Annotated in this window: 22 protein-coding genes; 11 read left to right on the forward strand and 11 right to left on the reverse strand. The window is 51.9% G+C overall.

Annotated features, from left to right (window positions below):
• The first annotated feature begins 27 nt into the window (after positions 1-27).
• Positions 28-600, forward strand: coding sequence for a glycine cleavage system transcriptional repressor (locus FDX11_RS22365; RefSeq protein ID WP_038642566.1), 573 nt, complete (start codon positions 28-30; stop codon positions 598-600).
• Positions 600-1,070: a thioredoxin-dependent thiol peroxidase gene (gene bcp, locus FDX11_RS22370; protein ID WP_038642568.1), complete on the forward strand. Its 471-nt coding sequence runs from the start codon at positions 600-602 to the stop codon at positions 1,068-1,070. Before FDX11_RS22365 ends, bcp begins: the two co-directional genes overlap by 1 nt.
• A 116-nt stretch (positions 1,071-1,186) precedes the next feature.
• On the opposite strand, the gene iadA is transcribed toward bcp, so the two are convergent.
• The 4 genes from iadA to FDX11_RS22390 all read right to left on the reverse strand — a co-directional run bounded on the left by iadA (position 1,187) and on the right by FDX11_RS22390 (position 4,714).
• The gene (gene iadA, locus FDX11_RS22375; protein ID WP_137349342.1) at positions 1,187-2,350 is read right to left on the reverse strand and encodes a beta-aspartyl-peptidase; all 1,164 of its coding nucleotides are present in this window, start codon (positions 2,348-2,350) and stop codon (positions 1,187-1,189) included.
• 11 nt (positions 2,351-2,361) lie between these two features.
• Positions 2,362-2,823 carry a YjiG family protein gene (locus FDX11_RS22380; protein WP_003037948.1) on the reverse strand — a complete coding sequence of 154 codons (462 nt, stop codon included), beginning with the start codon at positions 2,821-2,823 and terminating at the stop codon, positions 2,362-2,364.
• Position 2,824: 1 nt separating this feature from the next.
• Positions 2,825-3,484, reverse strand: coding sequence for a nucleoside recognition domain-containing protein (locus tag FDX11_RS22385; RefSeq protein WP_061382181.1), 660 nt, complete (start codon positions 3,482-3,484; stop codon positions 2,825-2,827).
• Between the two features lie 165 nt (positions 3,485-3,649).
• Positions 3,650-4,714, reverse strand: a complete 1,065-nt coding sequence (locus FDX11_RS22390; RefSeq protein WP_006683504.1) for an AI-2E family transporter — start codon at positions 4,712-4,714, stop codon at positions 3,650-3,652.
• Between the two features lie 225 nt (positions 4,715-4,939).
• Here FDX11_RS22390 and bepA point away from each other — a divergent pair, with 225 nt between their 5' ends.
• Both bepA and arsC read left to right on the forward strand, forming a co-directional pair.
• The gene (bepA, locus tag FDX11_RS22395) at positions 4,940-6,403 is read left to right on the forward strand and encodes a beta-barrel assembly-enhancing protease (protein WP_042306868.1); all 1,464 of its coding nucleotides are present in this window, start codon (positions 4,940-4,942) and stop codon (positions 6,401-6,403) included.
• A gap of 11 nt (positions 6,404-6,414) precedes the next feature.
• Positions 6,415-6,774 carry an arsenate reductase (glutaredoxin) gene (gene arsC, locus FDX11_RS22400; protein ID WP_042306866.1) on the forward strand — a complete coding sequence of 120 codons (360 nt, stop codon included), beginning with the start codon at positions 6,415-6,417 and terminating at the stop codon, positions 6,772-6,774.
• 35 nt (positions 6,775-6,809) lie between these two features.
• On the opposite strand, the gene FDX11_RS22405 is transcribed toward arsC, so the two are convergent.
• The 3 genes from FDX11_RS22405 to upp all read right to left on the reverse strand — a co-directional run bounded on the left by FDX11_RS22405 (position 6,810) and on the right by upp (position 9,619).
• A complete protein-coding gene (locus FDX11_RS22405) occupies positions 6,810-7,511 on the reverse strand; it encodes a DnaA inactivator Hda (protein WP_211924219.1) in 702 nt (233 codons plus the stop codon).
• A gap of 95 nt (positions 7,512-7,606) precedes the next feature.
• Complete coding sequence (uraA, locus tag FDX11_RS22410) at positions 7,607-8,896, reverse strand: uracil permease (protein WP_042306864.1); 1,290 nt, start codon at positions 8,894-8,896, stop codon at positions 7,607-7,609.
• A gap of 96 nt (positions 8,897-8,992) precedes the next feature.
• The gene (gene upp, locus FDX11_RS22415; RefSeq protein ID WP_003835110.1) at positions 8,993-9,619 is read right to left on the reverse strand and encodes a uracil phosphoribosyltransferase; all 627 of its coding nucleotides are present in this window, start codon (positions 9,617-9,619) and stop codon (positions 8,993-8,995) included.
• Between the two features lie 521 nt (positions 9,620-10,140).
• Between upp and purM the strand changes: the two genes are divergently transcribed.
• The 4 genes from purM (at position 10,141) to ppx (ending at position 15,608) form a co-directional block, all read left to right on the forward strand.
• On the forward strand, positions 10,141-11,178 hold the full coding sequence (gene purM, locus FDX11_RS22420) for a phosphoribosylformylglycinamidine cyclo-ligase (RefSeq protein WP_061382236.1): 1,038 nt from the start codon (positions 10,141-10,143) through the stop codon (positions 11,176-11,178).
• Entirely contained in the window at positions 11,175-11,816 is a 642-nt protein-coding gene (gene purN / locus FDX11_RS22425; protein ID WP_042306860.1) for a phosphoribosylglycinamide formyltransferase, read from the forward strand. Before purM ends, purN begins: the two co-directional genes overlap by 4 nt.
• Before the next feature lie 179 nt (positions 11,817-11,995).
• On the forward strand, positions 11,996-14,062 hold the full coding sequence (ppk1, locus tag FDX11_RS22430; protein ID WP_042306859.1) for a polyphosphate kinase 1: 2,067 nt from the start codon (positions 11,996-11,998) through the stop codon (positions 14,060-14,062).
• A 4-nt stretch (positions 14,063-14,066) separates the two neighbouring features.
• A complete protein-coding gene (ppx, locus tag FDX11_RS22435; protein ID WP_137398548.1) occupies positions 14,067-15,608 on the forward strand; it encodes an exopolyphosphatase in 1,542 nt (513 codons plus the stop codon).
• On the opposite strand, the gene FDX11_RS22440 is transcribed toward ppx, so the two are convergent.
• Complete coding sequence (locus FDX11_RS22440) at positions 15,588-17,858, reverse strand: sensor domain-containing phosphodiesterase (RefSeq protein WP_042306853.1); 2,271 nt, start codon at positions 17,856-17,858, stop codon at positions 15,588-15,590. The two genes, ppx and FDX11_RS22440, sit on opposite strands and share 21 nt — an antisense overlap.
• 350 nt (positions 17,859-18,208) lie before the next feature.
• Between FDX11_RS22440 and FDX11_RS22445 the strand changes: the two genes are divergently transcribed.
• Complete coding sequence (locus FDX11_RS22445) at positions 18,209-18,412, forward strand: YfgG family protein (protein WP_032939486.1); 204 nt, start codon at positions 18,209-18,211, stop codon at positions 18,410-18,412.
• A 368-nt stretch (positions 18,413-18,780) separates the two neighbouring features.
• A complete protein-coding gene (gene mscS / locus FDX11_RS22450) occupies positions 18,781-19,659 on the forward strand; it encodes a small-conductance mechanosensitive channel MscS (protein ID WP_137360580.1) in 879 nt (292 codons plus the stop codon).
• A gap of 108 nt (positions 19,660-19,767) precedes the next feature.
• Here the strand turns inward: mscS and guaA are convergent, their stop codons facing one another.
• A complete protein-coding gene (guaA, locus tag FDX11_RS22455) occupies positions 19,768-21,345 on the reverse strand; it encodes a glutamine-hydrolyzing GMP synthase (protein ID WP_042306761.1) in 1,578 nt (525 codons plus the stop codon).
• Positions 21,346-21,414: 69 nt separating this feature from the next.
• Entirely contained in the window at positions 21,415-22,881 is a 1,467-nt protein-coding gene (gene guaB / locus FDX11_RS22460) for an IMP dehydrogenase (RefSeq protein WP_038642597.1), read from the reverse strand.
• Between the two features lie 160 nt (positions 22,882-23,041).
• Between guaB and xseA the strand changes: the two genes are divergently transcribed.
• The gene (gene xseA, locus FDX11_RS22465) at positions 23,042-24,415 is read left to right on the forward strand and encodes an exodeoxyribonuclease VII large subunit (protein ID WP_137398549.1); all 1,374 of its coding nucleotides are present in this window, start codon (positions 23,042-23,044) and stop codon (positions 24,413-24,415) included.
• Here xseA and FDX11_RS22470 read toward each other — a convergent pair.
• A complete protein-coding gene (locus FDX11_RS22470; RefSeq protein ID WP_072014717.1) occupies positions 24,412-24,627 on the reverse strand; it encodes a zinc ribbon domain-containing protein in 216 nt (71 codons plus the stop codon). The genes xseA and FDX11_RS22470 overlap by 4 nt on opposite strands.
• Between the last annotated feature and the right edge of the window lie 44 nt (positions 24,628-24,671).

A 24,671-nucleotide genomic window follows, 5' to 3' on the forward strand; every position in this document is an offset into this window, starting at 1 on the left:
ACCTCACCGCTCAAAGGAAGAACAGGTTTGACATCGTCATCGCAACACTATCTGGTCATTACTGCGCTGGGTGCCGACCGCCCAGGAATTGTGAACACCATCACGCGTCATGTCAGCAGTTGCGGCTGTAATATCGAAGACAGCCGACTGGCGATGCTGGGTGATGAATTCACATTTATCATGCTGCTGTCAGGCACCTGGAATGCCATCACCCTGATTGAATCAACCTTGCCGTTGAAAGGCGCTGAGCTGGATTTATTGATTGTCATGAAGCGCACGACTGCGCGTCCCCGCCCAGCGATGCCCGCCACGGTATGGGTACAGGTCGATGTCCCCGATTCTCCACATTTGATTGAACGCTTTACCGCCCTGTTTGACAGCCACCAAATGAATATTGCGGAACTGGTTTCACGCACGCAACCGGCTGAGAATGGAAAGACGGCACAGCTGTTTATTCAAATTACCGCACATAGTCCTGCGTCACATGACGCGGCAAATATTGAAGATGCGTTTAAAGCACTCTGTACAGAACTCAATGCGCAAGGCAGTATTAACGTCGTCAATTACTCACAGCATGATGAACAGGATGGAGTTAAGTAATGAACCCACTGAAAGCCGGTGATATCGCACCGAAATTTAGCTTGCCGGATCAAGACGGAGAACAAGTTAATTTAACCGACTTCCAGGGACAGCGTGTTCTGGTTTATTTTTACCCGAAAGCCATGACACCCGGCTGTACCGTACAGGCCTGCGGCCTGCGCGATAACATGGATGAGTTAAAAAAAGCAGGTGTTGAAGTGCTGGGAATCAGCACCGATAAACCGGAAAAACTTTCCCGATTCGCTGAGAAAGAAGTTCTTAACTTCACGCTCTTGTCCGACGAAGATCATCAGGTTTGCGAGCAGTTCGGCGTCTGGGGTGAGAAGTCATTTATGGGCAAAACCTACGATGGCATCCACCGCATCAGCTTCCTGATTGATGCTGAAGGGAAAATCGAGCATGTGTTTGATAACTTCAAAACCAGCAATCACCACGACGTGGTAATGAACTGGCTGAAAGAGAACGCCTGATTCACGTTTTGCAGAAAAAAGCCTGATGGCGACGCTACGCGTGTTATCAGGCTTTGATCTGCACAAACCCGTAGGCCGGATAAGGCGTTTACGCCGCCATCCGGCAACAACCTCGGTTATTCAAACGTCCCTTTGACGCAGGCTTTTTTCGCTCTGACTACGGTTTTTCCCTTCGCCCACAGGTGATTCACCTCCAGCGCGTCGTTCAGCACCAGAATGTCCGCATCGCATCCCACCGCCAGACGCCCTTTATGCTCCAGTCCTAAAAACTCTGCCACCGTACGCGTCAGCGGACACAGCGCCTGTTCCAACGGCACAGCATGCACCTTCACCAACTGACGCACCGTTTCCGCCAGGGATTCAAACCCCGCGACGCCAATCCCGGTGAGATTACCTGACTCATCAAATTCCGGCTGGCTGCCGTTGCCGTCCGAGCTTAAGGTAATGCGCGACAGCGGCACATTTTGGCGCAGCGCCGTGGCAATAGCCGTGGCCGGATCAACAGGCTCATCAATGCTGCTGGTAATGTCGATATAACCGCCCTGGCGGGCATACTCCAGTGCCGCCTGGAACAAAGGTTCCGCACGATTAACGTGTGTCGGTAACAGTTTAGTTATCGGCACATCGCAGTTTTCAAGGATCTGATACAACGGTTCCAGCATGCGCGGGCTGTCGCCCATATGGAAAACGCTGATTCCCGGTTTACGCCCCAGTAATCCACCGACGCGCGACTGCGCCGCCATGTTCGCCAGTGCCTGAGTATCTGGTGCTGAAGAACGATGGTCCGAAATCGCACACTTCACGCCAATCACTTTATCGATCAGCGCCACGTCGCGATCGATGCTGCCGGTGATAGTCGGGGAAGGCAGAGAGTACGCCCCGGTCAGCATCCAGGCGCTGATACCTTCAAACTCCAGCGCGCGGGTTTTCGCCAGCAGCGACTCCGGATGACGGGTAATACCATCTGTGCCCAGTAATCCCACCACCGAAGTGACCCCTGCTTCAACCAACCGTGACAAACGCACTTCCGGCGTGCGGGTGTGCGGCCCCGCTTCTCCGCCGCCGCCAATCAAATGGACGTGCTGATCGATAAACCCAGGACACACAATCGCGCCGTCAAGATTGACACACTCACAGCCGGGAAAGTCTTCCAGGGAAATCGACGGCGCGATGGCAACAATTTTGCTGCCGGACACCAGTATATCCTGTCGGCCTAAATCTTCCGGCGCGTACACATGTCCCTGCTGGAACAACGTCAAATCAAGAATTGAACAGTTCATAACCTTCCTTGTCAGGCAATAACCTGCATGACCCAAATAGAGAGCAGTGCATTAATGACGCACACCGCAATAATAAGCGGATAGTAACGAGGATGGACCCCCGCTGTCCCCAGACAACGTCCCACATTTTGCACCGGGTTACCCATCAGGTAGATAGCGGGTAACAATACCGTAGCATCATGTCCCGAAAGCGTACCGGCAACAACCAGGCTGGCGCAAACACCGACGCCACCTCCCATACTCATTACCGCCGCCAGCAGGACGGTGGCAGATTCGCCAGGCAGCCCCCATAGCGCCATAACCGGCTCACATACCCGCCCGACAATCTCGAGCAGCCCCGTCACTTTCAGCGCCTGAATAATCACAAACGCCATCACCACGTTCGGCAACAGGCTGGTTGTTGCTATGGTAAACCCGCGCCGTGCGCCATCGATAAACATATCCATGACGTTTTTACGTACCTGAGTTGTCATCTCATGCCTCCTGCTGCGTACGGCGATTTTCCAACTGCGTAATCCATAAGCGCAGCAGGTTAGCCCCCACAAATTTGAACACGAGGATCACCGCCAGCGGCGTAATCACCGGAACGGTAACCATCGTAAACAGCGCGGCTCCCGAGGAAAAATAGTTGGTAATACAGGCGCTGCCACTGGTTTGCCAGCAGGCAAAAATGGCACGTTCCTGTTCAGTGATAATGCCCTCTTCAGCCATCTCTTTCGTCATCCCGGCCGCGGCATCGGTATTTTGCAAATTCGCGATCAGCGCCAGCGAACAAACACCTGGAATGCCGAGTAACGGGCGCAGGACAGGTGTCATCAACTGTTGTGCGGCGCGCAATCCACCTAACCCTTCGGTGACGGAAATAATCCCCAGAGAAAGAATGACGGAAGGTGCCAGCTCCAGTGCGAATAAAAAGCCATCTTTAGCGCCCATACCACCCGTGCCGCGAAAAGAGATCGCCGTATCGCCTGCCGCATTAACTTTCCCAAACGCACCGTTGAGGACGGTGAAGTCAAAAACCCGCCACCATTCGGTACTTTTCGCAAACATGCCGGAAAAAAGAATTATTGTAATTAAAAAAGCGAGATAACCGCCCCATCCCACCTTTTGCTGCGTGTGTGTGTTGTGACCCATTTTGTTCTCCTGTTGGCCTTATCCTTGCGTGACGAAAAGACATCACGTTGGTCAAGTTAAAGACAAATGCGGAGAAAAACGACACCAGAGGAGATTATTCAGAATGTGTGGATAGAGGTCAGACAAGTTCAGTTCCGGCGACATTGCATCGCCGGAGTTTGCAGATTAAGGTTCGTCAACGGCCTGACCGTCAGGCCAGGCATGCATGACGGCTTTGATGAGCGTCGCCAGAGGAATCGCAAAGAATACGCCCCAGAACCCCCATAGCCCGCCAAAAATCACGACCGACAGAATAATCACCAGCGGATGCAGGTTAACGGCCTCGGAGAACAGTACGGGGACCAGCAGATTACCGTCCAGCGCCTGGATTATCAGGTACACGGCAAAGCAGCTCCAGAATTCGGTGCCAAGCCCGAACTGGAACAACGCCACCCCAACGACCGGGATCGTCACCACAAAAGCGCCGATATATGGGATCAAAACCGAGAACCCCACCAGCACCGCCAGTAGCAGAGAATAGTTAAGGCCAAACAGCAGGAATCCAAGCCAGGTCGCCACACCAACCACCACCATTTCCAACACTTTACCGCGGATATAGTTGGTGATTTGCTGGTTCATCTCTTTCCATACCTGTCCCGCCAGCCCGCGATTACGCGGTAGCACCCGGCGCACGGCGTTCAGCATCTGGCCTTTATCTTTGATCAGGAAGAACACCATCAACGGGACAAGCACCAGATAAACCGCCAGCGTGAGTAATCCGACCAGGGAGGCTAACGAATATTTCACCACCGAATCCCCCATGGTGAGCATTCGCGAGCGCATATTCTCCGCCATCGCATCAATAATGCCCGCATCCATCAGCGCCGGATAACGTCGTGGTAAAGTGGCGGCAAAATCAGATAATTTATTGAGCATACCGGGCATATCGCGGATCAGGTAGATCCCCTGCTGCCACGCGACGGGCATCACGACAAACGCCATCAGCAGCAAAATGCCGACAAACACCACCAGCACGATTGATGTCGCCCAGCGCCGTGAGCAGCCGATATGTTCCAGCCGTACAGTCGGCCACTCAAGCAGGTACGCCAACACAATGGCGACCAACAGCGGCGCCAAAAGACCGCTAAAGAAGAACAGGATGCCAAAACCGGCAACCAGAATAATTAGCAGGGCGATGGCCTCGGGGTCGCTAAAGCGGCGGCGATACCATTGCATCAACATTTCGAGCATAAAACCCTTCCATGAACCCAATAGCGGGATTGCGATCCCGAATTGTATCGAAATGTCACAAAAAAGACTTCGCTTTTTATGGCTGATTACGCAAAGTGAAAAGACATTTTCCTGGGTGTTCATCGTCAGGTTTCGCAGTTAAACTTCCTAAGCTTGCGGAGTGTGAACGATACTTCACGGCATTGGTCAAATGGCTATCTCAAAAAAGAATACAGGACAGAGGTTATGTTCAGGCAGTTGAAAAAAAACCTGGTTGCTACCCTCATTGCCGCACTGACCATCGGTCAGGTTGCGCCCGCATTTGCTGACCCCGCGGACACCCTGCCTGATATGGGAACCTCGGCAGGGAGTACCCTTTCCATAGGACAGGAAATGCAGATGGGCGATTTTTACGTACGCCAGCTGCGAGGCAGCGCGCCGTTAATTAACGATCCGCTGCTGACCCAATATATTAATAGTCTGGGGATGCGTTTAGTTGCCCACGCCGACTCGGTAAAAACGCCTTTCACCTTCTTTTTAATCAACAACGATGAAATCAACGCCTTTGCTTTCTTTGGCGGCAACGTTGTCCTGCACTCCGCGTTATTCCGCTATTCCGATAACGAAAGCCAGCTGGCATCGGTTATGGCGCACGAAATTTCCCACGTCACGCAGCGTCACCTGGCTCGTGCGATGGAAGATCAGAAACGCAGCGCCCCGCTAACGTGGGTCGGTGCGTTAGGCTCCATTTTATTAGCGATGGCCAGCCCCCAGGCGGGTATGGCGGCGCTGACCGGTACGCTGGCGGGTACGCGCCAGGGAATGATCAGCTTTACGCAGCAAAACGAACAGGAAGCGGACCGCATCGGTATTCAGGTACTGCAACGTTCGGGATTCGATCCCCAGGCCATGCCGACGTTCCTGGAAAAACTGCTCGATCAGGCCCGTTACTCTTCGCGTCCACCGGAAATTTTGCTGACCCACCCCCTGCCAGAAAGCCGTCTGGCAGATGCGCGTAACCGCGCCAACCAGATGCGCCCAGTCGTCGTCCAGTCTTCAGAAGATTTTTATCTGGCCAAGGCGCGTACCTTAGGCATGTATAACTCTGGCCGCAATCAGTTGACCGATGACTTACTGAGTAACTGGTCGAAAGGCAACGTACGCGAGCAACGTGCGGCGCAGTATGGCCGCGCACTCCAGGCGATGGAAGCCAGTAAATACGACGAGGCGCGTAAAGCGCTGCAACCATTGCTGACGGCTGACCCTAACAATGCCTGGTATCTCGATCTGGCAACGGATATCGATCTCGGACAGAAGAAAACCGGCGACGCGATTAATCGCCTTAAAAATGCTCGAGACCTGCGAGTCAACCCGGTACTGCAGCTCAATCTGGCAAATGCGTATTTACAGGGCGGACAAGCCAAAGAAGCAGCCAATATCCTGAATCGTTATACGTTTAACCACAAGGATGACCCTAACGGCTGGGATTTGTTAGCGCAAACGGAGGCCGGTCTCGGTAACCGCGATCAGGAACTGGCGGCTCGCGCGGAAGGGTATGCCCTTGCAGGACGTCTTGACCAGGCGATTTCGATGCTCAGCAGCGCAAGTTCGCAGGTTAAACTGGGAAGCCAGCAGCAGGCCAGATACGACGCCCGTATCGACCAGTTGCGCCAACTGCAAGAACGCTTTAAACCGTATACGAAAATGTAACAGGAAAAAAAATGTCAGACGCGATTAAAATCTACCATAACCCACGTTGTTCCAAGAGCCGCGAAACGCTGGAATTACTGAAGTCCAACGGCGTGGACCCGGAAGTGGTGCTGTATCTGGACACTCCGGCTGACGCCGCAACCCTGCGTGAACTGCTGCAGATGCTGGGGATGTCCAGCGCGCGTGAACTGATGCGCCAGAAAGAAGATCTCTACAAGTCGCTTAACCTGGCGGACAAAAATTTGAGTGAAGATGCGCTGATTCAGGCCATGGTAGACAACCCGAAACTGATGGAGCGCCCAATTGTGGTGGCCAAAGGCCAGGCGCGGATTGGACGTCCGCCGGAGCAGGTACTGGAAATCGTCGGTTAAGCTGAAGCCAGCCGCAGTCTTTTCGGCTGCGGCGTTTACAGTTTCAAAATCTCTTTTACGAACGGAATGGTCAGCTTACGCTGGGCGGTGATCGATGCGTGATCAAGCTGATCCAACGTCATAAACAGCGTACGCATTTCCCGATCCAAACGTTTAAGCAGGAAACGTCCCACATCTTCCGGCAGTTCAAACCCACGAAGTCTGGCGCGTAATTGTAACGCCTGCAGCTTATCTTCATCAGAAAGCGGCTGCAGCTTGTAGATTTGTCCCCAGTCCAGGCGCGAAGCGAGATCCGGTAACCCCAGATTGAGCTGCCTGGGTGGGCGATCGCCGGTGATCAGCAATCGCGTTTTTCCCGACTCCAGAATACGGTTATAGAGATCAAAGATCGCCATTTCCCACAGCGAATCACCGGCCACACATTCGATGTTATCGATGCATACCAGCGATAAATGCTCCATACCGTCGAGCACCTCGGGAACAAACCAGGTGCGCTTATCGAGCGGCACGTAGCCTACCGCGTCGCCGCGTGCAGACAGTTCCGCACAGGCTGCATGCAGCAAATGACTACGGCCAGCGCCTTCACGCGACCAGAGATAAATATACCCGCTATGTTCCTGACGCAGCACGTTTTGCAGTGCAGCCAGTAAAGAGGAGTTATCCCCCGGCCAGAAACTTGCAAACGTTTCGTCGTCAGGAAGATAAAGTGGCAGAGAGAGCTGTGCCGGTGTGTTCAGAGATACCTCAACCCAGGATTTCATAAAATCGCGTTGAGTTTAACACAGAAATACGTCGCGATAGAACCGGGCAGCGATGCCACCCGGTCAGAGACTCACTGTTGCGGGCTGTCTGCATCTTTTGCGTCGAGCACCACTTCTTCCGGACGCAGCAGGCTGATGACTTTGAAAATCAGGCTCAGGCAGACGCCGACAATGGTCGCCAGCGCCATACCTTTCAGCTCTGCGGCACCGATATGAACTTTCGCCCCACTCACACCAATGATCAAAATGACAGAGGTCAGGATCAGGTTCTGAGCTTTGTTGTAGTCAACTTTTGATTCGATCAGTACGCGAATACCGGAAGCGCCAATCACGCCGTACAGTAACAGCGATACGCCGCCCATGACCGGCAGTGGGATGATCTGAATCGCCGCCGCCAGTTTGCCCACACAGGAGAGCAGGATGGCAAAAATCGCGGCGCCGCCAATAACCCAGGTACTGTATACGCGGGTAATCGCCATGACGCCGATATTTTCGCCATACGTGGTGTTCGGCGTAGAGCCGAAGAAACCGGAGATCACCGTAGACAGACCGTTGGCGAACATGGAACGATGCAGGCCAGGATCGCGAACCAAATCTTTTTTCACGATATTTGCCGTCACCACCAGGTGTCCGACGTGTTCAGCAATCACCACCAGCGCAGCAGGCAGGATGGTCAGAATAGCAACCCATTCAAAACGCGGCGTATAGAAAGTCGGCAGCGCAAACCAGTGCGCCTGGGCAATCGGCGTAGTGTCCACGACGCCCATCACAAAAGAAAGTGCATAACCGGCTAACACCCCAATCAGAATCGGGATAATCGCCATAAAACCGCGGAATAGTACGGAGCCAAATACCGTCACCGCCAGCGTCACCATTGAGATGATGATGGTTTTCGAATCCGGTAATTGCCCTTCAGCAGGCAGTAATCCCGCCATGCCCGCAGCAACACCTGCCAGCTCCAGGCCGATGACGGCAACGATTGCGCCCATCGCCGCCGGAGGGAACATCACATCCAGCCAGCCGGTGCCTGCTTTCTTAACGATGAAAGAAACCAGGCAGAACAGCACGCCGCACATAATGAAACCGCCCAGCGCCACTTCATAACCTAACGGCAACAGCAGCAGCACCGGAGAAATAAACGCAAAGCTGGAACCGAGGTACGCGGGGATTTTACCCTTACAGATAAAGAGATACAGCAACGTACCAATGCCGTTAAACAGCAAAACGGTAGCCGGGTTGATGTGGAACAGGACTGGCACCAGTACCGTTGCGCCAAACATGGCGAACAGGTGCTGTAAACTAAGCGGGATTGTCTGTAAAAGCGGCGGTCTTTCACTTACCCCGATAGCACGGCGCGTCATAGTGTTTTCCTCTGAGTGTTGTTTGTTATTAGCGATTAGGTTGTTGTATTCAAAAAAAAGCCGACTCTTAAAGTCGGCTTCTTTTCACTTATTCGTTTACTTGGTACCAAAAATCTTATCGCCGGCATCGCCAAGCCCCGGAATAATGTATCCGTGCTCGTTCAGCCCCTGATCGATGGAGGCCGTGTACAGCTCAACATCCGGGTGCGCTTTTTCCAGCGCCGCGATACCTTCCGGCGCCGCAACCAGCACCAACACTTTGATGCTGGTGCAGCCTGCATTTTTCAGCAGGTCAATAGTGGCGATAACGGAACCGCCGGTCGCCAGCATCGGGTCAACGATCAGCGCCATACGCTCATCGATGTTAGAAACCAGCTTCTGGAAATACGGAACCGGCTCCAGCGTTTCTTCGTTACGGTACATACCGACAACGCTGATACGCGCGCTCGGAACGTTTTCCAGTACACCTTCCATCATACCCAGACCGGCACGCAGGATTGGCACAACGGTGATTTTTTTACCTTTGATTTGGTCTACTTCAACCGGACCGTTCCAGCCTTCAATGGTCACCTTTTCGGTTTCCAGGCCTGCGGTTGCTTCATAAGTCAGCAGGCTGCCAACTTCCGAGGCGAGTTCACGAAAGCGTTTAGTGCTGATATCGTTTTCACGCATCAGTCCCAGCTTGTGTTTGACGAGTGGGTGTTTGACTTCCACGATCTTCATACTCTTCTCCTTTCCTCAGACGAGTGGCAACCACAAAAAAAATCGCCGGATTATACCGCTTTTCGTCTCTGGCGCAACACTGCATCCGCTTGATATGGATCAACCAAAGTCGTTTGCGTCTGGATGATGAGTATAAAACAAGGTCCGAGCTAATGGCGGGGCCTGCATTCAATACCATGAATTTTAAAGATATTAAGCATTATTCTGGATGAAGTGTTAATACCATGAAAAAGATTTCTTAGGCGAGCGTGCTAAGCCCCACTACCGTCATTATTTTTATCGATGAAGATAAGCCCGCAGCTTGCTCTGTGCAAAACACTCTCCGTGAGGTCCGTAACAGAAAAAAGAAACCGGTTTCCTTTTCGTAACGTGATTCAAACAAATAGATAAATGACTGTAAAATGCTGAAAAAATCAGCAGATAAAACTTGATGCAGAGCACGCTCGCAAACGTTTGCTTTCCCTGTTAGAATTGCGCCGAATTTAACTTTTACTGCAAGTAAACATGTGGGGAAGCAGGCAGTGACCGATAAAACCTCTCTTAGCTACAAAGATGCCGGTGTTGATATTGATGCAGGTAATGCTCTGGTTGATCGAATCAAAGGCGTAGTAAAGAAAACGCGTCGCCCGGAAGTGATGGGTGGTCTGGGTGGCTTCGGTGCGCTGTGCGCATTGCCGCAAAAATATCGTGAACCGGTGCTGGTTTCCGGGACGGATGGCGTTGGCACAAAACTGCGTCTGGCGATGGACCTGAAACGTCACGACACTATTGGCATCGATCTGGTCGCAATGTGCGTCAACGACCTCGTGGTTCAGGGCGCTGAGCCGCTGTTTTTCCTCGACTACTATGCGACAGGCAAACTGGATGTGGATACCGCAGCCAGCGTCATTAATGGTATTGCCGAAGGCTGTCTGCAGTCAGGCTGTGCGCTGGTGGGCGGTGAAACGGCTGAAATGCCGGGAATGTACCACGGTGAAGATTACGACGTGGCTGGCTTCTGCGTTGGCGTCGTCGAAAAATCCGAGATTATCGACGGTTCAAAAGTGGCTGACGGCGACGTGCTGATTGCGCTCGGCTCCAGTGGTCCACACTCCAACGGCTATTCCCTGGTGCGTAAAATCGTTGAAGTCAGCGGTTGCAATCCGGAAACCACTGAGCTTGACGGTAAACCGCTGGCCGATCACTTACTGGCCCCGACCCGCATTTACGTTAAATCCATTCTGGAACTGATCGAGAAGGTGGATGTGCATGCCATTGCTCACCTGACCGGCGGCGGCTTCTGGGAAAATATTCCGCGCGTCCTGCCAGACAACACGCAGGCAGTGATCGACGAATCCTCATGGCAGTGGCCAGCCGTCTTTAACTGGCTGCAAACGGCGGGTAACGTCAGCCAGCACGAGATGTATCGCACCTTTAACTGCGGCGTCGGCATGGTCATCGCCCTGCCAGCTTCGGAAGTTGACAACGCCCTCGCTTTGCTCAATGAGAAAGGTGAAAACGCATGGAAAATCGGTATTATCAAAGCCTCTGATTCCGAACAGCGTGTGGTCATTGAATGAAAAACATTGTGGTGCTCATTTCCGGTAACGGAAGCAATTTGCAGGCGATCATCAACGCCTGCGAACAGAAAAAAATCAATGGCACCATACGTGCAGTATTCAGTAACAAGGCCGATGCGTTCGGCCTTGAACGTGCACGAGAAGCGAATATTCCGGCACATTCGCTGGAAGCCGCTCAGTTTGCCAGCCGCGAAGCATTTGACCGCCAACTGATACAAGAGATTGACGCCTACGGCCCCGATGTCGTGGTGTTGGCCGGTTATATGCGCATCCTCAGCCCAGCGTTTGTCGCTCACTATTCTGAACGATTGTTGAATATCCACCCTTCGTTGTTGCCAAAGTATCCCGGCCTGCATACGCACCGTCAGGTACTGGAAAACGGCGATGAACAGCATGGAACCTCAGTCCATTTCGTAACGGATGAACTGGACGGCGGACCGGTTATTCTCCAGGCGACAGTACCGGTATTTGAAGGCGACAGCGAAGATGATGTCACTGCCCGGGTTCAGGCGCAGGAACATGATATTTACCCGCTGGTGATTAGCTGGTTTGCCGACGGCCGACTGAAAATGCGCGATAACGCCGCGTGGCTGGACGGTAATCGCCTGCCACCACAAGGTTATGCCGCCGACGAATAATCACATCCTCCGGTAGGCCTGAGGGCGCTTCGCTTATCGGGCCTACTCTTCTTCCCCTCTTTCTCTTTGCTATCAGACAGTTTATTGTCATATTTTTCTGGCACAGTTGGACATCTGAGAGCAATGCTCGCCATAATAAATCGGTAGTGTCCCGTGAATGAAACGGAGTAAAAGTGGTAATGGGTCAGGAAAAGCTATATATCGAGAAAGAACTCAGCTGGTTAGCGTTCAACGAACGTGTACTCCAGGAAGCTGCTGATAAATCAAACCCGTTGATCGAACGGATGCGTTTTTTAGGCATCTATTCCAATAACCTCGACGAGTTTTACAAGGTTCGTTTTGCCGAACTGAAGCGCCGAATCATCATTAGCGAAGAACAGGGTTCAAACTCTCACTCCCGCCATTTACTCGGCAAAATCCAGGCCCGCGTATTAAAAGCCGATCAGGAATTTGACGGCCTGTACAACGAATTACTGCTGGAGATGGCGCGCAACCAGATTTTCTTAATCAACGAACGCCAATTGTCGGTGAATCAGCAGAGCTGGTTACGCCATTACTTCAAGCAGTATCTTCGCCAGCACATTACGCCGATCCTGATTAACCGCGAGACGGATTTAGTCCAGTTTCTGAAAGATGACTATACCTATCTGGCGGTGGAGATTATCCGTGGTGATACGATCCGCTATGCGCTACTGGAAATCCCTTCTGACAAGGTTCCCCGTTTTGTGAATTTACCGCCGGAGACCCCGCGCCGTCGTAAACCGATGATCCTGTTGGACAACATTTTACGTTATTGCCTTGACGATATTTTCAAAGGGTTCTTTGATTACGATGCGCTGAACGCCTATTCGATGAAAATGACCCGCGACGCCGAATACGATTTAGTGCACGAGATGGAATCCAGCCTGATGGAGCTGATGTCATCCAGCCTGAAACAGCGTCTGACCGCCGAGCCTGTGCGCTTTGTTTATCAGCGAGATATGCCTAATGCGCTGGTCGAAGTGCTGCGTGAAAAACTGACCATTTCTCGCTACGACTCCATCGTTCCCGGCGGGCGTTACCATAACTTCAAAGACTTTATTAACTTCCCCAACGTTGGCAAAGCTAACCTGGTGAATAAACCACTGCCCCGTCTGCGTCACATCTGGTTCGATAACGAGAAATTCCGCAACGGATTTGATGCTATCCGCGAGCGTGATGTACTGCTTTATTATCCGTATCACACCTTTGAGCATGTGCTGGAACTGCTGCGTCAGGCCTCTTTCGACCCAAGCGTGCTGGCGATAAAAATCAACATCTACCGTGTGGCAAAAGACTCGCGCATCATCGATGCGATGATCCATGCCGCGCATAACAGTAAGAAAGTCACTGTCGTCGTGGAACTGCAGGCACGCTTCGATGAAGAAGCTAACATTCACTGGGCCAAACGTCTTACCGAAGCGGGCGTGCACGTCATCTTCTCCGCCCCAGGCCTGAAAATTCACGCCAAGCTGTTTCTTATCTCACGTAAAGAAGGCGATGAAGTCGTGCGCTATGCGCATATCGGGACCGGGAACTTCAACGAAAAAACGGCGCGACTGTATACCGACTACTCATTGCTTACCGCCGATTCGCGCATTACCAACGAAGTTCGTCGGGTATTCAACTTCATTGAAAACCCATATCGTCCGGTCACGTTTGATTATCTGCTGGTTTCTCCGCAGAACTCACGTCGCCTGCTGTACGCCATGATCGACAAAGAGATCGCCAACGCACAGCAAGGGTTACCTTCAGGTATTACGTTAAAACTGAATAACCTGGTCGATAAAGGTCTGGTGGATCGTCTCTATGCGGCCTCAGGCTCGGGCGTGCCGGTCAATTTATTGATTCGCGGTATGTGTTCTCTGATCCCGAACCTTGAAGGTATCAGCGACAATATTCGCGTTATCAGCATTGTTGACCGCTACCTCGAACATGACCGGGTCTATATTTTTGAGAACGGCGGCGATAAGCAGGTGTATCTCTCCTCGGCTGACTGGATGACAAGAAATATCGACTATCGTATCGAAGTCGCTACCCCGCTACTTGACCCACGCCTCAAGCAACGCGTGCTGGATATCATTGATATCCTGTTTAGCGATACGGTGAAGGCTCGCTTCATCGATAAAGAACTGAGTAATCGCTACGTGCCACGTGGAAACCGCCGTAAGGTTCAGTCACAATTGGCGATTTACGACTACATCAAATCACTCGAGCAACCTGACTAACGATATGCCAATACACGACAAGTCACCGCGACCGCAGGAATTTGCTGCGGTCGACCTGGGTTCAAACAGTTTTCATATGGTCATTGCCCGCGTGGTTGATGGTGCAATGCAAATTATCGGCCGACTGAAACAACGCGTACATCTGGCGGATGGGCTCGGCGCAGACAACAAGCTGAGCGAAGAAGCAATGGAGCGCGGATTAAGCTGTTTGTCACTTTTCGCCGAACGACTGCAAGGCTTTCCCCCATCGAGCGTATGTATCGTGGGAACCCATACTCTACGTCAGGCGCTGAATGCGACCGATTTTCTCAAGCGCGCAGAAAAAGTCATCCCCTACCCGATTGAGATTATTTCCGGTAACGAAGAAGCCCGACTGATTTTTATGGGCGTTGAACACACCCAGCCGGAAAAAGGCCGCAAGCTGGTTATCGATATCGGCGGCGGCTCAACGGAACTGGTGATCGGCGAAGATTTCGAACCCAAACTGGTTGAAAGCCGCCGTATGGGCTGCGTTAGTTTTGCTCAGATGTATTTCCCGGGCGGCGCCATTAGTCGGGAAAACTTCCAGAGCGCCCGCATGGCGGCAGCGCAGAAACTTGAAACGCTAACCTGGCAGTTTCGCATTCAGGGCTGGAACGTTGCGCTGGGCGCGTCGGGGACCATTAAAGCGGCACACGAGGTGCTGCTGGAGATGGGTGAAAAAGATGGTTTTATCACCCCCGAACGTCTGCAAAAACTGACCGCTGAAGTGCTGAAGCACACGTCATTCGATGCGCTCAGTTTGCCGGGACTGTCAGAAGAACGAAAAGCGGTGTTTGTACCTGGGCTAGCTATTTTGTGTGGCGTTTTTGATGCGCTGGCTATTCGCGAACTTCGACTGTCCGATGGCGCGCTACGTGAAGGCGTGCTGTATGAGATGGAAGGCCGTTTTCGCCATCAGGATGTACGCAGCCGCACCGCCAGCAGTCTGGCGAATCAGTACAACATCGACAGTGAGCAAGCCCGCCGTGTGTTGGAAACCACCATGCAGATGTATGACCAGTGGCATAACCAGCAACCAAAACTGGCCAATCCGCAGCTGGAAGCATTACTGCGCTGGGCTGCGATGCTGCATGAGGTTGGGCTGAACATCAACCACAGCGGTCTGCATCGCCATTCTGCTTACATTCTACAAAATAGCGATTTACCTGGATTTAATCAGGAACAACAGCTGATGATGGCAACACTAGTTCGTTACCATCGTAAAGCGGTGAAACTTGATGATTTACCCCGCTTTACGCTGTTTAAGAAAAAACAGTTTCTGCCGTTAATCCAGCTGTTGCGTCTGGGGGTATTGCTAAATAATCAGCGTCAGGCGACAACTACGCCGCCGACTCTGACCCTGTTAACCGAAGACAACCACTGGACCTTACGCTTCCCGCATGACTGGTTCAGCCAAAATGCGCTGGTCCTGCTCGATCTGGAAAAAGAGCAGCAATACTGGGACGCAGTAACCGGCTGGCGTCTCAAAATTGAAGAAGAAAGCTCACCCGATCTCGCCGCATAAGCTCTCAACAGGTGCCGGCTCGTCTGGCACCTGCTCCTCCAGAGTTTCATGCAGCGGCTGCGGTTTGCCAATCAAATACCCCTGCAAGTAATCAATCCCCAGCGAAACCACTGCACTGCGTATTTCTTCGCTTTCGACGTACTCCGCAACCACCAGCATTCTTTTCATCCGCGCCAAATGACAAATGGAGGCCACGATTTGGTAATCGAGGCTGTTCGAAACGATATTACGAATAAAACTGCCGTCAATTTTCAGGATATCGGCATTCACATTTTTCAGTCGCGCATAGCTGGCATATCCGGTCCCAAAATCATCAATCGCAATCTGACAACCCAAAGCCTGCAGCTGTAGTAACGTCGCCTGCGCCTGGTCCGCATTGGTTAAGGCATTGCTTTCCGTCACCTCAAAGATGAGTTGCCAGGCTTCAACTTTGTATTTCGTCAGTAACTGATTGATGTCATGCGGAAGCCGGGCGCGGCATACCGATGTAGGTGATAAGTTAATAGCAAACCGACGGGCAGGCATTTGTTCCCGATTCTGCGCCATAAATTTCAGCGTATTTTCAATCACCCACATGTCGATGCTGGATGACAAGCCAAACTCGTGCGCTACTGGCAAGAAATTATCCGGGGCGATAATTTCACCGTCATCCCCATGAAGTCGCAGCAGAATTTCGTGATAGACATCGCCACGCACGCCAGCGATCGGCTGCGCCATCAGGAAAAAACGATTGTGCTCCAGTGCCTGCTGCAGACGGTTCATCATCGCAACCTTATCTTTCAGGTCACGTTGTAAGTGCATCACGCCGCGCCGCTGCATATTTTCTGGAGAATTGGTCGCCAGGGAGATCTCAGCAATGGTGCTTAACTCACCGAGCAACAAATAAATGTGGTTAACCGGAGCACGAACATAGCAAAAGCTGATGCCTACCTGCGGCTGTAAAGGCATGCCATCCCAGATAAAGCGGAATTGCTTAATATGCCTGTCCAGTGCTTCAATACGTTCCTGATGAGCCTCTGTGTTAAAACGTAAAACGAGATCATTGCCCGATAATTGATAGACATGCTCATCCAGTTCTAACAGAGGTGTTATCCACTGAGCGAGTTTTTGCTTGTACTGGATACGCAGCATAATACCGTAATTTTTCACCAGCAGTTCCATGCCGGGAACCCGCAAAAAACAAAGCACTGACCAGGGCGCTTTTTTCAAATCCCGATTCAACGCGCGCAGGTTAGGAATATGTACCATCGGATCAAAGTATGCCAGACGATGGTTCCGTCGGGTAACGAACCGCTGTCGCGTTGCCAGTACGGCAATGAAATTCACTATAAAGGAGAAAACCAGATAGCTCGATGAGGTAATGGCAAGCTGGGTGTCATAGCCCGAATACCAGGGCATATAGCGCTGATAATAATGAATTGCAGTAATAAGTACGACTGACCATACCAACGAAATAAACCTGTACCCGTAACGCATTGCGCCCCAAAGCATAACGGGCAGTAACAGCGACAAGGTGTAATTCGTGCTAAATATTGAGCTTTGTTCATTTAACGGCATGCATAACATAGACATCAGTGCCATTAATATAATCGACCAGACTGCAAGCTCTGTCTTGGTGACTTTGCTATCAAACTGCTGCTTTAATTGAGAAAAATAGCCTCTAAGGTGCAAAGGATTTCGTATCGTTCGAATAATAAGATAGCACAGTGGAACCCCAACAAGATTCCCTACCAGCAAGGCCTGATAATTAATCAACGTACCAGTATTGAAGGGCATTACGCCCACCATGCCTGATTTGCTCTCATAGACGCCCACAAAGGCGGCAAACTGGAAGAGAATCAGAAACAGCGTTGCCGGGCAGAACACCTGCCAGAACATTCGCTGAAACATCAAGTGAGAATCGCCGTGCGAAACATTATTGCGTCGGGGAGTAAATACCTTATACCCGCCCCAGCTAAGCACTAACGTAACTATAAAGTGCGAAATTATTGAGAGTGTTTCAAATAGGCCAACCTGCGGATATTTATACCAGATAATGGAAATGATAATTCCTGGCAATGCCGCCCAGCCAAAAAAAAGCATCAGACTAATCATCAGCGCCAATGGCAGATAGAAAAGTACTACGGTCCCTGTACTAATATGGGCATAGGTGTTGGCGGTGCTCAATATAGGCAACAGTAAAGAAGGTAAGATGAGAGGTAACGCCCACCATCTATCTCTAATACCAATATATTTTTTATTGAGTTTCATAGATGCTCAGTAGAATCCCACACATCCTGTAGGGGGTATTCAGACAGGCATCCCACCTGACTTTAAAACGATAAAGTAAAATACATCATAAGGGCTCATCAATTTTAGTTATTAGCAAAGGGTGGCGTTTGATACATATCAAAAAAAACACCCCTCATTAATCAATTATTACTCTTTTCATTGTTTTTTATCGTTAATTCATTATTCATGTAAATAATAATATTAATTTTCATAACATAAGAGGATAAAACAACTGAAGCAATTTTACATAACGAAGAATTGACCATTCCCTCACAGTATGCCTTAATGTAAGTATCGCCCCTCGTCGGGTACACAACAAGGAACCTTTTGTGAGCCAGGTTACCAGCCTACGCAAACGACACCGATTTAACAGTCGCATGATCCGGATCGTACTGCTTATCAGCTTTCTCTTCTTCTTCGGACGCTTCGTCTACTCCGCCATTGGTGCGTGGCATCACCACCAGGACAAAAAAGAATCTCAGCAGTTAACCCAGCCGCAACAGACATCGCCAACGCAAACCGACGTACGTTGATCGCGCTTGCCTGCAATCCCCCAGCATTAAGATTCCTTACCGGATGGCTAATCGCCTGACAATTAACCATCCGGTAAGGGATTTGAGTGACGGCACTACTCATCATCTTGCCCTCGACACGCATTGAAAATACAGATAATCATCCCCTGCTTTTCGCACAAATACACAATCTTTTAATCCGGCTTCACTGCACCATTCGCGCTAATTTCTTACGCTCCCGTTTACTGGACATAAACAAGACAAAGTCAGTTCAAATAGTCTTTAATTAATATCACCAGAAAATATCACTGGCGATAACATTAATATTTCGTATGAAATTAAGACCTTATTTGAACTGTTAACATTTTTAAATACTACAGAGCAATACTATGAATGGTTTTTCATTATTCCCGAAAATAAGAAACGGAATTGAGTGGATCGCCGGGCACAGCGATGCTGTTATGCAATTCGGCTGGAATATCGTTGCTGCCGTGATTTTACTTTTTATCGGTAAATTTATCTCTCGACTGCTCTCCCGTGGACTGGAAAAGTTGCTGTTAAAACGTAAAGTTGACCGGACTATCATTCAGTTCTTCACTGCCCTGGTACGTTACATCACACTCGCCTTTTTCGTGGTCGCTGCGTTGGGGAGAGTCGGTATTGAAACATCCTCCATTATTGCCGTCATTGGCGCCGCCGGACTGGCTATTGGCCTCGCGCTACAAGGATCGCTCTCCAACTTCGCCGCTGGTGTACTGTTGGTTTCCCTGCGACCTTTCCGCGCCGGAGAAATCGTGCAGATTGGCGCAGTCACCGGGACAGTTGAAAAGGTGCACATTTTCTCTACCACCCTACTCACCGCTGACAGCAAAGAAGTGGTGATCCCAAACGGCAAGATCATCGCAGATAATATTATTAACTATTCCCGCCACCCTTTTCGTCGTATCGATCTTGTGATTGGCGTGGGTTATCAGAGTCGGATCGCAGATGTTAAGCGCGTGATTAACCATATCATCGAGCAGGACAGTCGCATCGATAAGCAACGAGGGGTAACCGTTCGTCTGGGTGAGTTAGGTGCCTCTGCGCTCAATTTTTACGTCCGCGTGTGGGTGCCTAATATTGAGTACTGGAACACCTATTACGATTTGCTGGAAAACATTAAAGAGGCCCTGGATGCTAATCATATTGACCTGCCGTATCCGCAGATGGATATTCGCGTGGAGAACGTAGCATCCCACTCTCAACCTCAGCTTCAACTGGTTGATTAGAACATCATCCATCAGAATTTCCTTCTGAAATGAGAGCAATAAAAAACCCTCTATAAACAGAGGGTTTTTTGATATTACGAATTCAGAAATCGCTTACAGAGAGGGATATTATTCCCACTCAATGGTAGCCGGTGGCTTACCGCTGATGTCATACACCACACGGGAAATGCCGTTCACTTCATTGATGATACGGTTAGAGACGCGGCCTAAGAAGTCATACGGCAGATGCGCCCAGTGTGCGGTCATAAAGTCGATGGTTTCCACAGCACGCAGAGAAACAACCCAGTCGTACTTGCGGCCATCGCCCATTACGCCAACGGAGCGAACCGGCAGGAATACGGTGAACGCCTGGCTCACTTTGTTGTACAGGTCAGCTTTGTGCAGCTCTTCGATGAAGATAGCGTCCGCGCGACGCAGCAGGTCGCAGTACTCTTTCTTCACTTCGCCCAGCACGCGCACGCCCAGACCAGGGCCCGGGAACGGGTGACGGTACAGCATGTCGTACGGCAGGCCCAGTTCCAGACCAATTTTACGCACTTCGTCTTTAAACAACTCACGCAGCGGCTCAACCAGACCCATCTTCATCTCTTTCGGCAAGCCGCCCACGTTGTGGTGAGATTTGATGACGTGTGCTTTACCGGTAGCGGAAGCGGCAGATTCAATTACGTCTGGGTAGATAGTCCCCTGCGCCAGCCACTTCACATCTTCCAGCTTCAGCGCTTCTTCGTCGAACACTTCCACGAACACACGACCAATGATCTTACGTTTGGCTTCCGGATCGTTCTCGCCTTTCAGCGCTTCCAGGAAGCGCTGCTCGCCTTCCACGTGAACAATGTTCAGGCCAAAGTGGTCGCCGAACATGTCCATCACCTGCTGGGCTTCGTTCAGACGCAGCAGACCGTTGTCTACGAACACACAGGTCAGGTTTTTACCGATTGCGCGGTGCAGCAGCATGGCGGTTACGGAAGAATCCACGCCGCCGGAAAGGCCGAGGATCACTTTGTCGTCGCCAACCTGCTCGCGAATACGGACAACGGCATCGTCGATGATTTTCGCCGGAGTCCACAGGGCTTCACACTGGCAGATATCGCGTACGAAGCGCTCCAGCATGCGCATGCCCTGACGGGTGTGGGTCACTTCCGGGTGGAACTGCACGCCGTAGAAGCGTTTTTCTTCGTGCGCCATAATGGCGAACGGGCAGGTCTCGGTGCTAGCAACGGTAACGAAGCCTTCCGGGATCGCGGTCACTTTGTCGCCGTGACTCATCCACACGTCAAGCAGCGGTTTGCCGTCGGCGGTCAGAGAATCTTCGATACCGCGAATCAGTGCGCTGTCGGTCTGTACCTCAACCTGGGCGTAGCCGAATTCACGCTCGTTAGAACCTTCAACGTGGCCACCCAGCTGCATTGCCATGGTCTGCATACCGTAGCAGACGCCGAAGACCGGCACGCCGGCGTTGAAGACGTACTCAGGCGCGCGCGGGCTGTTTGCTTCGGTGGTGCTTTCCGGGCCACCGGAGAGGATGATGCCGCTCGGGTTGAACTCACGGATTTGTGCTTCAGTAACATCCCATGCCCACAGTTCACAGTAGACGCCCAGTTCACGTACGCGACGTGCAACCAGTTGGGTGTACTGCGATCCGAAATCGAGGATGAGAATGCGATGTTTATGAATATTGTCTGTCATTTGACGATAATTCCGAGGCAAGTGAAACAATAACAAAACGCCCGGTTTAAAACCGGGCGCGGAAACTTATCAGGAGCCCAAGCGGTAGTTCGGGGACTCTTTGGTAATGGTCACGTCATGAACGTGGCTTTCCTGGATACCCGCACCGCTGATACGCACGAATTCAGCCTTCGTACGCAGCAGGTCGATGGTACCACAACCGGTCAGACCCATACAGGAGCGCAGGCCGCCCATCTGCTGGTGAATGATCTCTTTCAGGCGGCCTTTATACGCTACGCGACCTTCGATACCTTCCGGCACCAGTTTGTCAGCGGCGTTGTCGCTTTGGAAGTAACGGTCGGAAGAACCTTTGGACATCGCACCCAGAGAGCCCATACCGCGGTAAGATTTGTAAGAGCGGCCCTGGTACAGTTCGATTTCGCCCGGGGATTCTTCGGTACCGGCCAGCATCGAGCCAACCATGACGGCAGCGGCACCAGCAGCAATCGCTTTGGCTATGTCGCCGGAGAAACGGATACCGCCGTCAGCGATAACCGGAATACCGGTACCTTCCAGCGCTTCAACCGCGTCAGAAACGGCAGTGATCTGCGGAACGCCCACGCCAGTAACGATACGAGTCGTACAGATGGAGCCAGGGCCGATACCCACTTTCACCGCGCTGCAACCAGCTTCCGCCAGTGCGCGAGCGCCTGCGCCAGTGGCGACGTTACCGCCGATGATTTGCAGGTCAGGATATTTAGCACGGGTTTCACGGATACGTTGCAGCACGCCTTCAGAGTGACCGTGAGAGGAGTCGATCAACAGCACGTCAACGCCCGCAGCAACCAGCGCGTCAACACGTTCTTCGTTACCAGCACCAGCGCCTACAGCTGCACCGACGCGCAGACGACCATGCTCGTCTTTACATGAGTTCGGTTTACGTTCCGCTTTCTGGAAATCTTTAACGGTGATCATGCCGAGCAGATGGAAGCTGTCATCAACAACCAGCGCTTTCTCTACACGCTTTTCGTGCATTTTGGCCAGCACGACATCACGTGCTTCACCTTCACGCACAGTCACCAGACGCTCTTTTGGCGTCATGTATACGCTAACCGGCTGGTTCAGGTCAGTCACAAAGCGCACGTCACGACCGGTGATGATGCCAACCAGCTCGTTGTCTTCAGTCACTACCGGGTAACCCGCAAAACCGTTACGCTCGGTCAGTTCTTTCACTTCACGCAGGGTGGTGGTTGGCAGCACCGTCTGCGGGTCGGTTACCACGCCAGATTCGTGTTTTTTCACGCGGCGAACTTCTTCAGCCTGGCGCTCGATAGACATGTTCTTGTGGATAAAACCGATGCCGCCTTCCTGTGCCAGGGCAATTGCCAGGCGCGCTTCCGTCACGGTATCCATTGCTGCGGAGAGCATAGGAATGTTCAGGCGAATGGTTTTCGTCAACTGGGTGCTGAGGTCAGCAGTATTCGGCAGAACGGTAGAATGAGCGGGAACGAGGAGGACGTCGTCAAACGTCAGGGCTTCTTTTGCGATACGTAGCATGGGCAATATCTCACCTGGGAGGTTATTAAATATTGCCGCGGCATTATACAGAGCGTAACCGATTGCATCCACACTTTTTTGCAAAAAAACCTTGCGCTCCTCTGTGAGCATGTTACTTTCGACTGAATAACCTGCTGATTTAGAATTTGATCCCGCTCACATGTTATCCTCTCAGACCACCTCAATTTTTACCGTAAGCCGCCTGAACCAGACGGTTCGTTTGCTGCTTGAGCAGGAGATGGGACAAGTGTGGATCAGCGGTGAAATCTCGAATTTCACTCAGCCGTCCTCCGGTCACTGGTATTTCACGCTCAAAGATGACACCGCCCAGGTACGCTGCGCGATGTTTCGCAACAGCAACCGTCGGGTAACATTCCGCCCGCAGCACGGGCAACAGGTGCTGGTGCGCGCCAACATCACGCTGTATGAGCCACGCGGCGACTACCAGATTATCGTCGAGAGTATGCAGCCTGCGGGCGAAGGGCTATTGCAGCAAAAATATGAGCAGTTGAAAGCCAAACTGCAGGCGGAAGGATTGTTCGATCAGCAATATAAGCAGCCTCTGCCCTCCCCGGCCCACTGTGTCGGGGTGATTACCTCGAAAACCGGTGCGGCACTGCACGATATTCTCCACGTTCTAAAACGCCGCGACCCATCGCTGCCGGTGGTGATTTACCCCGCCGCGGTACAGGGCGACGATGCGCCGGGGCAGATCGTGCGCGCGATTGAACTGGCCAACGCCCGCGGCGAGTGCGACGTGTTAATTGTCGGGCGCGGCGGTGGCTCGCTGGAAGATTTATGGAGTTTTAACGACGAACGCGTGGCGCGGGCAATCTTTGCCAGCCGTATTCCGGTGGTTAGCGCCGTCGGCCACGAAACCGACGTCACTATCGCTGATTTTGTCGGCGACCTGCGTGCGCCGACGCCGTCGGCAGCGGCAGAAATTGTCAGCCGCAACCAGCAGGAGTTGTTGCGTCAGATCCAGTCCATCCAGCAGCGTCTGGAAATGGCGATGGACTACTACATCGCCAACCGTACTCGTCGATTTACCCAGCTTCATCACCGTTTGCAACAGCAGCATCCGCAGCTGCGTCTGGCCCGTCAGCAAACGTCGCTGGAGCGGTTGCGCCAGCGGATGGGATTTGCGCTTGAAAATAAGATTAAACAGGCAAATCAGCGTCAGCAACGCATGCTGCAACGTCTCAATCAGCAAAACCCGCAGCCACGCATTTATCGCGCACAAACCCGTATCCAGCAACTGGAATATCGCCTGGCCGAAACCATTCGCGCGCGCCTCAGCGAACAGCGCGAACGTTTTGGTAATGCGGTTACTCATCTCGAAGCGGTCAGTCCGCTGGCGACCCTGGCGCGCGGCTATAGCGTTTCTACCACCACTGGCGGCGGCGTACTGAAACAGATCAAACAGGTCAGCGCAGGCGATGTCATCACCACCCGACTAGCAGATGGCTGGGTGGAAAGCGAAGTTAGGGGCGTAACGGCGGCGAAAAAAACGCGGAAGAAAAAGCCGGTTTAAACCGGCACATACTCCACGCGTTTTTTCGAAATAAGCCCATGGCCATGCTGACAGAAATAATCTATCGCGCCACAGGCCTTTAGTACTTCGAGTGGTTGATGGCACTCTGGGCAACGTGCTTCCAGTTGAAGATCTTTTTGACAACTCTCACAGTGCGCCGCACCGTTTTGTGGTTCCAGTTCAGCGTGGCAATCCGGGCAAATGATAGACATAACAACTCCAGTACAGGGCTCCATTCTTGTGTTGAGTTTAACAC

It is taken from the genome of Citrobacter sp. wls714 (assembly GCF_005281025.1).
GTDB lineage: Bacteria > Pseudomonadota > Gammaproteobacteria > Enterobacterales > Enterobacteriaceae > Citrobacter > Citrobacter werkmanii.